The organism is Pseudomonas sp. D1-36, assembly GCF_051132205.1.
Classification (GTDB): domain Bacteria; phylum Pseudomonadota; class Gammaproteobacteria; order Pseudomonadales; family Pseudomonadaceae; genus Aquipseudomonas.
The window spans coordinates 2,441,939-2,454,715 of the sequence record NZ_CP071674.1; the positions used below are offsets into that span (position 1 = coordinate 2,441,939).

General features: G+C 63.0%; 10 protein-coding genes and 1 pseudogene. 5 read left to right on the forward strand and 6 right to left on the reverse strand.

Annotated elements, in window-relative coordinates; translation table 11 throughout:
• Positions 1–103 precede the first annotated feature (103 nt).
• Entirely contained in the window at positions 104–649 is a 546-nt protein-coding gene (locus J3P76_RS11070; protein ID WP_420763639.1) for a cytochrome b, read from the forward strand.
• Between the two features lie 25 nt (positions 650–674).
• Here J3P76_RS11070 and J3P76_RS11075 read toward each other — a convergent pair whose 3' ends face one another.
• The gene (locus tag J3P76_RS11075; RefSeq protein WP_420763640.1) at positions 675–1,568 is read right to left on the reverse strand and encodes a LysR family transcriptional regulator; all 894 of its coding nucleotides are present in this window, start codon (positions 1,566–1,568) and stop codon (positions 675–677) included.
• A gap of 94 nt (positions 1,569–1,662) precedes the next feature.
• On the opposite strand from J3P76_RS11075, the gene J3P76_RS11080 reads away from it, so the two are divergent.
• A complete protein-coding gene (locus J3P76_RS11080; RefSeq protein WP_434676385.1) occupies positions 1,663–2,829 on the forward strand; it encodes an MFS transporter in 1,167 nt (388 codons plus the stop codon).
• A 52-nt stretch (positions 2,830–2,881) separates the two neighbouring features.
• Here the strand turns inward: J3P76_RS11080 and glcF are convergent, their stop codons facing one another.
• Genes glcF through glcD form a run of 3 tightly spaced genes read right to left on the reverse strand, consistent with a single transcriptional unit; the run spans position 2,882 to position 6,666 of the window.
• Positions 2,882–4,099, reverse strand: a complete 1,218-nt coding sequence (gene glcF, locus J3P76_RS11085) for a glycolate oxidase subunit GlcF (RefSeq protein WP_434701929.1) — start codon at positions 4,097–4,099, stop codon at positions 2,882–2,884.
• A 3-nt stretch (positions 4,100–4,102) separates the two neighbouring features.
• The gene (glcE, locus tag J3P76_RS11090; protein WP_434559271.1) at positions 4,103–5,167 is read right to left on the reverse strand and encodes a glycolate oxidase subunit GlcE; all 1,065 of its coding nucleotides are present in this window, start codon (positions 5,165–5,167) and stop codon (positions 4,103–4,105) included.
• Positions 5,167–6,666 (reverse strand): glycolate oxidase subunit GlcD, encoded by a 1,500-nt coding sequence (glcD, locus tag J3P76_RS11095; protein WP_434701930.1) that lies wholly within the window; start codon positions 6,664–6,666, stop codon positions 5,167–5,169. The genes glcE and glcD overlap by 1 nt, the downstream gene beginning before the upstream one ends.
• Positions 6,667–6,898: 232 nt before the next feature.
• On the opposite strand from glcD, the gene glcC reads away from it, so the two are divergent.
• The gene (gene glcC, locus J3P76_RS11100; protein WP_434676387.1) at positions 6,899–7,666 is read left to right on the forward strand and encodes a transcriptional regulator GlcC; all 768 of its coding nucleotides are present in this window, start codon (positions 6,899–6,901) and stop codon (positions 7,664–7,666) included.
• A gap of 57 nt (positions 7,667–7,723) precedes the next feature.
• Here glcC and J3P76_RS11105 read toward each other — a convergent pair.
• Together J3P76_RS11105 and J3P76_RS11110 are read right to left on the reverse strand one after the other, a co-directional pair.
• Positions 7,724–7,840 (reverse strand): annotated as a pseudogene (locus J3P76_RS11105) (ACT domain-containing protein); the annotation flags it as partial.
• 67 nt (positions 7,841–7,907) lie between these two features.
• Positions 7,908–8,804 (reverse strand): alpha/beta fold hydrolase, encoded by an 897-nt coding sequence (locus J3P76_RS11110; protein ID WP_434676388.1) that lies wholly within the window; start codon positions 8,802–8,804, stop codon positions 7,908–7,910.
• Between the two features lie 290 nt (positions 8,805–9,094).
• On the opposite strand from J3P76_RS11110, the gene J3P76_RS11115 reads away from it, so the two are divergent.
• Both J3P76_RS11115 and aldA read left to right on the forward strand, forming a co-directional pair.
• Positions 9,095–11,272, forward strand: a complete 2,178-nt coding sequence (locus tag J3P76_RS11115; RefSeq protein WP_434701931.1) for a PQQ-dependent dehydrogenase, methanol/ethanol family — start codon at positions 9,095–9,097, stop codon at positions 11,270–11,272.
• A 42-nt stretch (positions 11,273–11,314) separates the two neighbouring features.
• Positions 11,315–12,751 carry an aldehyde dehydrogenase gene (gene aldA, locus J3P76_RS11120; protein WP_434559261.1) on the forward strand — a complete coding sequence of 479 codons (1,437 nt, stop codon included), beginning with the start codon at positions 11,315–11,317 and terminating at the stop codon, positions 12,749–12,751.
• Positions 12,752–12,777 lie beyond the last annotated feature (26 nt).

Here is a 12,777-nt window from a genome sequence, read left to right on the forward strand (position 1 = left end):
GCTACAGCCAAGCAGCTTGATTGCGGCAGGGTACGGCCGTACGACGGCCCGTCACCCGACAGCATGATCTATCATTGGGCTGATCACTCCCTGGGCTTGCACGATGACTTCATCAAACTGGCAACTACACGACAGCCATGTTCGCTACGGAACAGTCAGTCGTTTCCTGCACTGGTCAATGGCCGCCTTGCTTGCGTGGCAATTTGCTACGGCGTTTTCCCATCTTCTACTGGAGGACACGGCCGTCGAGAAATTTTTGTGGGGCACCCACAAGACACTCGGGTTCGTATTGATACTTCTGGTGATACTGCGGGCGTGCTGGTCCTTGCACAATCGCGGCCATAGGCCCGCGTCCCTGAGCATCGCAGCGACACTGGGTCACCTGGCGATGTATGCCCTGGTCATCATCATTCCGCTGATCGCACTGGTCCGGCAATACGGCTCCGGGCGGGCTTTTTCGCCGTTGGGCATTCCGTTGATGCCGGGTTTCGATGAAAAAGTCGAATGGATGATGTTGCCCGCGAACCTCCTGCATAGCTGGTTGGGTTGGTTGCTGCTGCTACTGATCATCGGCCACGTCGCCATGGTGCTGATCCATCGGCGGCGTGGCGGGGAAGGCGACGTTCTGGTGCGAATGTTCGGACGCTAGGCCGCCTGGTCCCCCCGGGCTACGCTCACAGTCGATGATGCTCCAGCAGAAAATCGACGAATACCCGCACCCGCGCTGGCATTGCCGTCCCGCCAACAAAAACTGCGTGGATCGGTTCCCGGTCCCCGGGGTTCCAGGCACCTAGTAGCGGTACCAGATCGCCGCGCCGCAAATCCTCGGCCACGGTGAACTCGCCGATACGGGCGATGCCGGCGCCCACACGCGCGAGTTGTGCCAGCGCCTCGCCGCTGCTGCATTCGATGTTGCCGGTGACTTTCAGGGAAAATTCTTCGCCGTCGCGGATGAACGGCCAGTTGGGTTCGGCGCGACGGAAATTGAAGCGTAGGCAGTTGTGTTGCAGCAGGTCTTCCGGTTCCTGGGGTGTGCCATGGCGCTCAAGATAGGCGGGCGAAGCCACCACCACCTGGCCGGTGTCGCCGATCCGGCGCGCGGTCAGTGGGCTGTCGGGCAAGTGGCCAAACCGCACCGCGACGTCGGCCTGGCCGCCGAGGATGTCGACCACTTCGTCGCCGAGGGTGAGGTCGACGACGATGTTCGGGTAGCGGGCGCTGAAGGCCGCCACCAAGGGAACGATGGCTTGCCGCCCATGGCCGAGGGCGGCACTGACGCGCAAGCGGCCCCGGGGCACGCCCTGGTCGGCGACGGCTTCTTCGACCTCGGCCATGTCGGCCAGGATCCGCCGAGCGCCGCGCAGGTAAGCCTCGCCTTCGGCCGTGAAGGTGATAGCCCGCGTGGTGCGCAACAGCAGGCGGGTGCCCAGACGCTGTTCGGTCCGCGCGATGGTCCGGCTGACCGCCGAGGGCGTCAGCCCCAATACGCGCGCGGCGGCCGACAGGCTGCCTTCCTGCGCCACCGTGGCGAACACAGCCATTTCCCCTGATCTGCCGTTGAAGTCCATTTATGCTCCGCACGCAAAGGTGTATGCCAGAAAGGCTATCTACTGCCTTGAAAGTCCGCATCGTAGCATTTGCGACATAGATGAGGAGACTTCCATGCGTATCAATCCACCGCTTGTTGCACTCGCCATTGGTGCCTTTGGCATCGGCGTTACCGAGTTCGCGCCGATGGGCATGTTGCCGGGCATCGCTGCGGATCTTGGCGTTTCCATTCCCTCCGCCGGCCTGCTGGTCAGTGCTTACGCCCTCGGCGTACTGCTCGGCGCGCCGTTGATGACCCTGACCACCGGCAGGATTCCCCGACGTTATCTGCTGATCGGGCTCATGGCGATTTTCACCCTCGGAAACCTGATGTCAGCGCTGGCGACCGACTACTACAGCCTCATGATCGCCCGGGTGGTGACCTCACTGAATCACGGAGCGTTCTTTGGCGTTGGCTCTATTGTCGCTGCCAGCGTGGTCGCGCCGCAGAAACGTGCCGGAGCGGTCGCGGCCATGTTCATGGGCCTGACCCTGGCAACCATCGGCGGTGTGCCGCTGGCCGCCTGGTTTGGCGAACTGTTCGGCTGGCGCACGGCATTCTGGGGCATTACTGGCCTGGGCGTGGCGGCGATGGCCGCGCTGTGGTTCGCCCTGCCCAACGTGCCGACGCCGCAAAGCATCGGTGTGTTGGCGGAAATCCGGGTGCTGGGCCGTGGCCCGGTGTTGGGGGCATTGGCCCTGACCGTTGTCGGTTCAGGTGCGATGTTCACCGTCTTCACCTATATCGCCCCGATCCTGAGCAGCGAGACCCATGCTCGCACCCCTTTCATCACCGCGATGTTGGTGTTGTTCGGTGTCGGGCTGACGCTGGGCAATATGTGGGGCGGCAAGGCCGCCGATCGCTCGATAGACCGCACGCTGATCGTATCGCTGAGCATACTGATTGTTGTCCTGCTGACGTTTACCGTGCTGATGCGCTGGCCGCTGCCGGCCGCGGTAGCCATCCTGATCTGGGGCATCGCCAGCTTTGCCTTGGTGCCGCCTTTGCAGATGCGCGTGATGGAAGCCGCCAAGGACGCGCCTAACCTGGCGTCTGCGGTAAACATCGGTGCCTTCAACCTGGGCAACGCGATTGGCGCGGCGCTGGGAGGCGCGGTGATCAACGCGGGGTTGGGTTATCCGGCGATCTCCCTGGCCGGAGCAGCGATGGCGGCCCTGGGGTTGCTGATGGTGCTGGCTTTTGCCTGGCGTTCCAGGGTGGTTGCGGCTGCTGCAGTGTGACCGGGGGTTGAATACAAGCGGGCCGCGAAGCCTGTTGAATCCCAGTGCTCGGTCAAGGCATCGCGGCTTCGACCAATTCTATCCAGTGCCGGACCGAGGTTCGGCCAGCACCGTCGAGGTGGGACTGGCAGCCGATATTGGCGGTGGCGATGATCTCGGGGTGTCCGCTTTCCAGCGCATTGAGCTTGTTGTCCCGCAATTGCCGGGACAGTGCAGGTTGGGTCAGCGAATAGGTGCCCGCCGAGCCGCAGCACAAGTGACTGTCGGGCACCGGCGTGAGGTTGAATCCGAGCCTCTCGAGGATGGCTTCAACCGCTCCCCCAAGCTTTTGCGCGTGCTGCAAGGTGCAGGGGCAGTGGAAGGCCAGGCGCTGATCGCTGTGTACGCCGAGCTTTTCCAGTGGCTCGTCACGCAGTACTTCGACCAGGTCCTTGGACAACGCACTGATCCTTGCGGCCTTGTCGGCATACGCTGGGTCGGTGCTGAGCAGATGCCCGTAATCCTTGACGAAGGCGCCGCAGCCGCTGGCGGTTTGCACAATGGCCTCGGCACCGCTTTCGACGGCCGGCCACCACGCGTCGATGTTACGTCGGGCTCGATCGAGGCCGGCGGCCTGGGCATCCAGGTGGTAATCCAGCGCACCGCAGCAGCCGGCCTCGCGAATCGGGGTGACACTGATTCCCAGCCGGTCCAGTACCCGGGCGGCGGCGGCATTGGTATTGGGCGACAGGCTCGGTTGCACGCAGCCTTCGAGCATGAGCACTTGCCGATCATGGCGCAGGGTCGGTCGTGGCTTTGCCCGATGAGTGTTGCGAGGCAGTTTGGCTTGCAGCGCATTGGGCAGCACGGCACGGAAAACCTGGCCACTGCTCACCAGCCCTTTGAACAATCCTGGATTGGGCAGCACGCCGCGCAATCCCTCGCGCAACAGCCGTTGGCCGGGTGAGCGTGGGACTGCCGCATCCACCACCGCCCGACCGATGTCCAGCAAATTGTGATAGTCGACGCCGGAGGGGCAGGTGGTTTCGCAGTTGCGGCATGACAGGCAACGGTCCAGGTGTTCCTGGGTCTTGCGGGTCACTTCGTTGCCTTCGAGCACCTGCTTGATCAGGTAGATGCGCCCCCTCGGGCCGTCCAGTTCATCGCCCAGCAATTGGTAGGTCGGGCAGGTGGCATTGCAAAAGCCGCAGTGCACGCAACTTCGCAGAATCCGTTCGGCTTCTTCGGCGCGAGGCAGTTGGCGGGCGTTGTCGCTCAAGTTGGTCTGCATGGTTCAGAGCTCCGCATACAGGCGACCGGGGTTGAAGATGCCACGCGGGTCGAGTTGTTGCTTCAAGTTCCGGTGGTAGCGCATCAGCGCGTCGGGCAGCGGCTGGAAGGGGGTGTCGGTCACGCCAGGGGTGTAGCAGGTGGCATGCCCTCCGGCTTGTTCGACGAGCGAGCGGATAAAGGGCGCTTCGGCAGCGGATTTGAGCCAGCGCTGGGCGCCGCCCCAATCGATCAACTGAACGCCCGGCAAGGGCAGTCGAGGCGTGCCATTGGGCACGGCGAGGCGCCAAAGGGGGCGGTCCTCATCGAAGAAGCTCAACCGGTGTTCATTCAGATCCTGCCAGTACGAAGAGTCCAGCCACTCGCCGCCCAGACGGTCGCGGGCCGCGGCGACCGAGCCTTCGCCACCTTCGAGCCGCAGGTGCAGGCGCTCGCCATCGTGGCACGCCGCGCTGATGGGCAGGGGTTGCTGGCCCCATTCCGCGAGGCGCAGCAAGGCCCGGGCGGCGTCCATTTCCAGGCTGATGCTCAACGTTTGCCGCGGTTTTGGCAGGACCTTTAGGGACACTTCGGTCACCACGCCCAGCGCGCCGTAGCTGCCGGCCATCAAGCGCGACAGATCGTAGCCAGCGACGTTTTTCATGACTTCGCCACCGAAACGCAGGTGTTTACCGTGACCGGTGATGACCCGTGTGCCGAGAATGAAATCGCGCACCGACCCAGACCAGGGGCGCCGGGGCCCTGAGAGCCCGCAGGCAATCATGCCGCCCACGGTGGCGTTCTCGCCGAAGGAGGGCGGTTCGCAAGGCAGCATTTGCTGCGCCGCGTCCAGCACCTCGCAAAGATGAGCCAGTGGCGTACCGCAGCGAACGGTGATCACCAGTTCTGTCGGATCGTAGCTGACGATGCCTCGGTGCGAGCGCGTGTCGAGGACCTCACCGGCGACGCTGCGTCCAAGTGACGCTTTGCTGTTGGAGCCTTGGATGCGCAGCGCGGTGGCGCTTTCCAGCGCCTGGTTGACCTGCTGCAGCAGCGCTGCGCTGTCGTCGAAATCATGTTCGCTGCCCATCAGAAACGCTCCAGTTCAGGGAAGGGCATCTGACCCATGTGGACGTGCATGGCGCCAAACTCGGCGCAGCGATGCAGCGTGGGAATGTTCTTGCCAGGGTTGAGCAGTCCGCTCGGATCGAATGCGGCTTTGACGGCGTGAAACACGGTCAACTCGTCGCTGTTGAACTGCGCGCACATCTGGTTGATCTTTTCCCGGCCCACGCCGTGTTCCCCGGTGATGCTGCCACCGACTTTCACGCACAGTTCGAGGATCTTGCCGCCCAGGGCTTCGGCGCGATCGAGCTCACCCGGTTGATTGGCATCGAAGAGGATCAGCGGATGCATGTTGCCGTCGCCCGCGTGAAAAACGTTGGCCACCCGCAGGCCATGTTCGGCCGATAACGCCGCGATGGCGCGAAGCACTCCGGGCAGTTCCCGGCGCGGTATGGTCCCGTCCATGCAGTAGTAATCCGGCGAGAGGCGTCCCACCGCAGGAAACGCATTCTTGCGTCCAGCCCAGAAACGCACGCGCTCGGCCTCGTCGCGAGCCTGGCGCACTTCGGTGGCGCCGGCCTGCTGCAATACCTGGCGCACGCGATCGCAGTCGTCGTGGACGTCGGCCTCCACGCCGTCGAGCTCACACAACAGGATGGCTTGGGCGTCTACCGGATAGCCGGCGTGAATGAAGTCCTCGGCGGCGCGGATGGCCAGGTTGTCCATCATTTCCAGGCCGCCCGGGATGATGCCGGCGGCAATGATGTCACCCACGGCGCGGCCGGCCTTTTCAACCGAGTCGAAGGCCGCCAGCAGGACTTTGGCCGTTTGCGGTTTGGGCAGCAGTTTGACTGTGACCTCGGTGATCACCCCGAGCATGCCTTCGGAACCGGTGAACAACGCCAGCAGATCGAACCCGGGTGAGTCGAGGGTCTGCGACCCCAACGTCAGGTGTTCGCCGTCGACGGTGAGAATGTCCACCTTCAACAGGTTGTGGACGGTCAGCCCGTACTTGAGGCAATGCACGCCACCGGCGTTCTCCGCGACATTGCCACCGATCGAGCAGGCGATCTGGGAGGAGGGGTCCGGCGCGTAGTACAAGCCGAACGGCGCGGCCGCCTGGGAAATCGCCAGATTACGCACCCCCGGCTGGACCCGTGCGGTGCGGGCGGCAGGGTCGATGTGCAGGATGTTGTTGAAGCGCGCCATTACCAGCAACACGCCTTTTTCCAGCGGCAGCGCACCGCCGGACAAACCAGTGCCGGCGCCACGGGCAACGACGGGGACCTTGCGCTCATGACAGAGCCGCAGCACGCCCTGGACCTCTTCGATGTGGCGCGGCAGCACCACCAGCATGGGCGTGGTGCGGTAAGCGGAGAGCCCGTCGCATTCGTACGGCTTGAGCTCCTCGCGCTGATGCAGGATTTCCAAATCGGGCAATTGGGTTTGCAAGGCTTGCAGCAGCGCGTTTTTGTCGACGTCAGGCAGGGCGCCGTCGACGCGTTCGTCGTAGAGAATATTCATCGTTCGTAGGCGACACTCGGTTGTTTTTATTAGAGGTCTGTTCCGATACGGCTGACTTGCATCATTAGGCCGACGCGTTCTACTGTCTATGGGGTGTTCAGCTGGTCGAACCAGTTCTTTGAGCCGGTTCTCATGGGCTATAGGGTAAAAGCCTTATAGGGCAATGGCTTATCAGCATGTCCGAACGGACGATTACATTGGTCTGAATCTGGTAATACCAGTGGGAGATTCGATGGAAAGCGTGGAAACGAGCCGCAACCCGCAGGTCGCCGACGTCGTCTGTGAGCGCATCGAACGCCTGATTGTCGATGGCGTACTCAAGACCGGGCAATTGTTGCCTTCGGAGCGCCGGTTGACAGAAAAACTCGGCGTCTCCCGGACTGCGCTTCGCGAGGGCCTGAAGCTGTTGCGCGCCCGCGGAATCATCAAGACCGAGCAGGGCAAGGGGTCCTTCGTGGCCGACCTGGCTGGGCATGGCTTGGCGTCGCCGCTGATGCACCTGTTCAGCTCGCAGCCACGCACACTCTACGACTTGTTTGAAGTGCGCAGCCTGCTTGAGGGCGAATCGGCGCGCTTGGCGGCCCTGCGCGGGACCGAGGCTGACTTCGTACTGATTACCCGCAGCTACGAGGCCATGCTCGACGCCCATAGCCATCCCCTGGAGGCCAGCGCCCATGCCCGGCTCGACCATGCGTTTCACTTGGCGATCTGCGAGGCCTCACATAACCCGGTGCTGGTGCAGACCTTGCGTTCATTGACGGACTTGCTGCTCAGCTCGGTGTTCGCCTCGGTCAACAACCTCTACCACCGTGAACCACAGAAGCGCCAGATCGACCGGCAACACGCCCGGCTCTACAACGCCGTGACCGGACGCCTGCCGGAGCAGGCACGCAAGGCGGCCATCGCCCACATCCAGAGCATTTGCGAAAACCTCAAGGAAATCGAAAACGAAGAACAACGCCTGGTGCGCGCCACGTTGCGGCTTGAGGGGTGGGTGTAGAGGCAGTGGCTGGCGGGAGCGCGAATGGATGGCTTTTCATCTTCCCGCCCCACGAAAGTGGTCGTGGTAGTAAGCCGCGATGACGATGCAACTGATGCCCGCATTTCCCAACGCCGTTGCGAAGGCTGTGGTCAAGCCGACGGCGTCCAGGCCGGAATGCACGGTCGAGGTGATGATGGATTGGGCCCCAGTGTCCAGGAATTTGCCGGCAGGCGTTGTAGGAACGGTTGCCGCCTGTAAATTACCGGCCTCGGGGGATCGAAGGGAGCAAAAATCCAAGCACCTCGTCCAGCAAAAGCTTCGGCGCTTCTTCCGCTATGTAATGCCCCGAAGGTAACGCTTTCCCTCGCACATCGGTCGCGACTTTTTGCCATTCCTTCAGCGGATCGAAGCAACGGCCCACGACGCCGTCCGCTCCCCACAAGGCCAACAATGGCACTGAGACTTTTCGGCCGGCTTGTCGGTCGCTCTTGTCGTGCTCCAGATCGATGCTGGCGCTTGCCCGGTAGTCTTCACAAACACCATGAGCTGCGCCGGGGAGTGACAGGCAGCGCAGGTATTCGGCCAATGCTGAATCAGTGAAAGGCGCCATGCCAGCGCTGCGAGTGCCCATGACGCTGCGCAGATAGAGCTCCGGATCGGCCTCGATGAGCGTTTCGGGAAACGGAGCCGGGCGAATCAGGAAAAACCAGTGCCAATAGGCGCGGGCAAACGCTTCGTTGGTTTGCTCGTACATCGCCAGTGTCGGAGCGATGTCCAGCGTGATCAAGCGCTTCACTGCATCCGGGTGATCCATCGCCATGCGATGGGCCACGCGTGCGCCTCGGTCATGCGCCAATACGTCAAACTTCACGAACCCCAGCGCGCGCATGAGTTCGAGCCCGTCCAGGGCCATTTGCCGCTTGGAGTAGGCGACGTGTTCTGCGTCGCCTGCCGGTTTGTCGCTGTCACCGTAGCCGCGAAGATCCGCCGCGATCACGGTGAAATGCTCCGCCAGGGGTTCGGCGACTTTGTGCCACATGACGTGGGTCTGGGGATGCCCGTGGAGCAAGAGCAGACCTTGGCCGCTCCCACCTTTGCGGTAGTTGACGGTAATGCCGTTGACTTGGCATCGGCCCGATTCAAATGAGGCGAACATCGCTTGGCTCTCCTGCTGATGGTGGCTTTTATTCTAGGCCTCTCGCGCCAAGGTGCTAAGGCACAGCGTGTGACCGCTTTCTTCACGAATCGTGTGCAACCTGGCGCACGTCTGGCACAGCTGTCACGGTGAATGCGACAACTGTCGCACGTCTTCGCAACCCGCTACACCAAGCGCAGCCCCCGTAGAACGGGGCTTGCAGAGCATTTCCCGACGGTGGCATGGGGGTTGCTCCTGCCTGAGTGCGCAGCGCAATGGCTTCGCTACTAATAAGAATCAGGAGTCCTCCCATGACACAGATTGGCCTCGCCGTGCCTACTGCTTCTCGGAACGCGCCCCTTCGCGCTCCCCTCAAGGCGCTATATGTCGTGCTGGCGCTTACCCTCAATACTGCTCCGAGCTGGGCCCAGGACATGCCGGCGAATGTCGACGGCAAGCGCATCATCGCCGCCGACCAGGAGCCCGGTAACTGGATGAGCACCGGTCGCACCTACGACGAACAACGCTACAGCCCGTTGAAGAAGATCAGCGACCAGAACGTCGACCAGTTGGGGCTCGCCTGGAGCTACAAGCTGGACCTGGATCGCGGTGTCGAGGCCACGCCTATCGTGGTCGACGGCGTGATGTACACCACCGGCCCGTTCTCGGTGGTCTACGCCCTGGACGCCCGCGACGGCAGGTTGATCTGGAAGTACGACCCCAAGTCCGACCGCAACCGCGCCGGCGAGGCCTGTTGCGATGCGGTCAACCGGGGCGTCGCGGTGTGGAAGGGCAAGGTTTACGTGGGCGTGCTCGATGGTCGCCTGGAGGCCATCGACGCCAAGACCGGCCAGCGGGCGTGGTCGGTGGACACCCGTGCCGATCACTCGCGCAGCTACACCATCACCGGTGCGCCGCGCGTGGTCAACGGCAAAGTGGTGATCGGCAATGGCGGCGCCGAGTTCGGCGTACGCGGTTATGTCACCGCCTATGACGCCGAGACCGGCAAGCAGGCCTGGCGCTTCTTCACGGTGCCGGGTGACCCCAAGCTGCCGCCCGAAGACAAGGCCATGGAAATCGCCGCCAAGACCTGGCACGGCGACGCCTATGTGGCCCAAGGCGGTGGCGGCACGGCCTGGGACTCGTTTGCGTTCGACCCGGATCTGAACCTGCTGTACATCGGCGTGGGCAATGGTTCGTTGTGGGACCCGAAATGGCGGAGCCAGGCCAAGGGCGACAATCTGTTCCTGTCGTCCATCGTCGCGGTCAATGCCGATACGGGGGAATACGCCTGGCACTACCAGACCACGCCGGGTGACGCCTGGGACTACACCGCTACCCAGCACATGATCCTTGCGGAGCTGCCGATCGACGGAAAGCCGCGCAAGGTGCTGATGCAAGCGCCGAAGAACGGTTTTTTCTACGTGATCGACCGCGCCACGGGTGAGCTGCTGTCCGCCAAGGGCATCGTGCCCCAGAGCTGGACCAAGGGCATGGACATGAAGACGGGCCGGCCCATCGTCGATGACGAGAATGCCGCGTACTGGAAGGACGGCAAACGTAAACTGGTCACGCCCGCGTTCTGGGGCGCCCACGACTGGCAGCCGATGTCCTACAACCCGAACACCGGGCTTGTGTATATCCCCGCGCACATCATGTCCGCCTATTACGAGCACATCCCCGAGGCGCCGAAGCGCAACCCGTTCAAGAGTATGTACCAACTGGGCCTGCGTACCGGGATGATGCCGGAGGACGCCGATGGGCTGTTGGAAATGGCCAAGGGCTGGTCAGGCAAACTGATTGCCTGGGACCCGGTCAAGCAGCAACCGGCCTGGGAAGTGCCCTATGTGACGATCTTCAACGGCGGCACTTTGAGTACCGCCGGCAACCTGGTGTTCGAGGGCAGCGCCGACGGCCGTGTGATCGCCTACGCTGCCGACAGCGGCAAGAAACTCTGGGAGCAGCCGGCGGCCAGCGGTGTGATGGCGGCGCCGATTACCTACAGCGTGGACGGTGAACAGTACGTGACGTTCATGGCCGGTTGGGGCGGTGCCTTCTCGACATTCGCCGGAGCCTTGTCCCTACGCGCCGGGGTTCGGCCGTTCTCCCAGGTGTTGACCTATAAATTGGGCGGCACCGCGAAACTCAACGAGCCGGCACCGCTCGCCGACACCCCGAAACCGCCACCCCTGACCGGCGACCTGGCGGCAGTGGAGGCCGGCGGCAAGCTGTACGACGGCTACTGTTCTCAGTGCCACGGCATCCACGCGGTCAGCGGCGGTGTGCTGCCGGACCTGCGCAAGCTGACGGCGGAAAAACACCAGGTGTTCCTCGGCATTCTCTACGGCGGCCGGGTGCCGGACGGCATGCCGTCCTTTGCCGACGCCTTCACGCCGGAACAGGTGGAGCAGATCCACCAATACCTGATCAAGCGCGCCCACGACCTGCAGCAAGAAGGCGGGGTCTGGAAGACCTTCACCGCCAAATGAGCGCCCCCCGCATTATTTCGAACCTGACGCGAGAGCAAGCACATGACCGAGATCACCGATTACCAGAACTTCATCGCCAACGCTTTTGTTCCCAGCGACCCAAGCATCGAAGTGCGCAACCCGGCCAACGGCCGTTTGCTCGCACGGGTCCCCGAAGCCAGTGGCGAGCAAGTCGAAGCGGCCATTGCCGCAGCGCGCAAGGCGCAAAAAAGCTGGGCTGCCCGTCCGGCCATCGAGCGCGCCGGTTACTTGCGAAAAATCGCCACGAAAGTGCGCGACAACGCCGAACGCCTCGCCCATATCATCACCGCCGAGCAGGGCAAAGTGCTGGGATTGGCGCGGGTGGAAGTCAACTTCACCGCCGATTATCTGGACTACATGGCCGAGTGGGCGCGGCGCCTTGAGGGAGAGGTGCTGACCAGCGACCGTGCCGGCGAAAGCATCTTCCTGCTGCGCAAGCCCCTGGGCGTAGTGGCCGGGATTCTGCCGTGGAATTTCCCGTTCTTCCTGATTGCTCGCAAAATGGCCCCGGCGCTGGTGACCGGCAATACCATCGTGATCAAGCCCAGCGAAGAAACCCCCATCAATTGCTTCGAGTTTGCTCGCCTGGTGGCTGAGACCGACCTGCCGGCCGGTGTGTTCAACGTTGTCAGCGGCACGGGGGCGACCGTGGGGCATGACTTGACCCGTCATGCCGGCATCGACTTGATCAGCTTCACCGGCAGCGTCGGCACCGGCTCGCGAATCATGGCGGCGGCAGCGCCAAACATCACCAAACTCAACCTGGAGCTCGGTGGCAAGGCGCCGGCCATCGTGCTGGCGGACGCCGACCTGGACCTCGCGGTCAAGGCCATCACGGCTTCGCGGGTGATCAACACAGGGCAAGTCTGCAATTGCGCCGAACGGGTGTACGTCGAGCGCAAGGTCGCCGATCGGTTCATCGAGCAGATTGCCGCCTCGATGGCCGCGACCCGCTACGGCGACCCGCTGGCCGAGGACAATCTGGACATGGGGCCGCTGATCAACCAGGCGGCCCTGGACAAGGTTGCGCGAATGGTCACGGTCGCGAAGGGAGAGGGGGCCGAAGTGGTCACCGGCGGCGCGGTGGCCGACAAGGGCCAGGGTTTTCACTATCAGCCGACGGTGCTGGCCGGGTGCGGCGGCGAGATGGCGATCATGCGCCAGGAGATCTTCGGCCCGGTACTGCCGATCCAGATTGTCGACGACCTGGACGAAGCCATTGCCCTGGCCAATGACAGCGAATACGGCCTGACTTCATCGATCTACACCCGCAGCCTGAGCGCGGCCATGCGCGCCAGCAATGAGCTCGATTTCGGTGAGACCTACATCAATCGAGAAAACTTCGAAGCGATGCAGGGCTTCCATGCGGGGGCGCGCAAGTCTGGTATTGGCGGCGCGGACGGCAAGCACGGCTTGTATGAATACACCCATACCCATGTGGTTTACATCCAGGTCTGATCGGACGACAAAAAATGCCGGCACCC

Excerpts from the sequence above, each read along its gene's own strand:
- J3P76_RS11075 (WP_420763640.1), bottom strand. The coding sequence starts at position 1,568 with ATGGACTTCAACGGCAGATCAGGGGAAATGGCTGTGTTCGCCACGGTG.
- glcE (WP_434559271.1), bottom strand. The coding sequence starts at position 5,167 with ATGGGCAGCGAACATGATTTCGACGACAGCGCAGCGCTGCTGCAGCAG.
- glcC (WP_434676387.1), top strand. The coding sequence starts at position 6,899 with ATGGAAAGCGTGGAAACGAGCCGCAACCCGCAGGTCGCCGACGTCGTC.
- J3P76_RS11070 (WP_420763639.1), top strand. The coding sequence starts at position 104 with ATGACTTCATCAAACTGGCAACTACACGACAGCCATGTTCGCTACGGA.
- aldA (WP_434559261.1), top strand. The coding sequence starts at position 11,315 with ATGACCGAGATCACCGATTACCAGAACTTCATCGCCAACGCTTTTGTT.
- J3P76_RS11110 (WP_434676388.1), bottom strand. The coding sequence starts at position 8,804 with ATGTTCGCCTCATTTGAATCGGGCCGATGCCAAGTCAACGGCATTACC.
- J3P76_RS11115 (WP_434701931.1), top strand. The coding sequence starts at position 9,095 with ATGACACAGATTGGCCTCGCCGTGCCTACTGCTTCTCGGAACGCGCCC.
- glcD (WP_434701930.1), bottom strand. The coding sequence starts at position 6,666 with ATGAATATTCTCTACGACGAACGCGTCGACGGCGCCCTGCCTGACGTC.
- glcF (WP_434701929.1), bottom strand. The coding sequence starts at position 4,099 with ATGCAGACCAACTTGAGCGACAACGCCCGCCAACTGCCTCGCGCCGAA.
- J3P76_RS11080 (WP_434676385.1), top strand. The coding sequence starts at position 1,663 with ATGCGTATCAATCCACCGCTTGTTGCACTCGCCATTGGTGCCTTTGGC.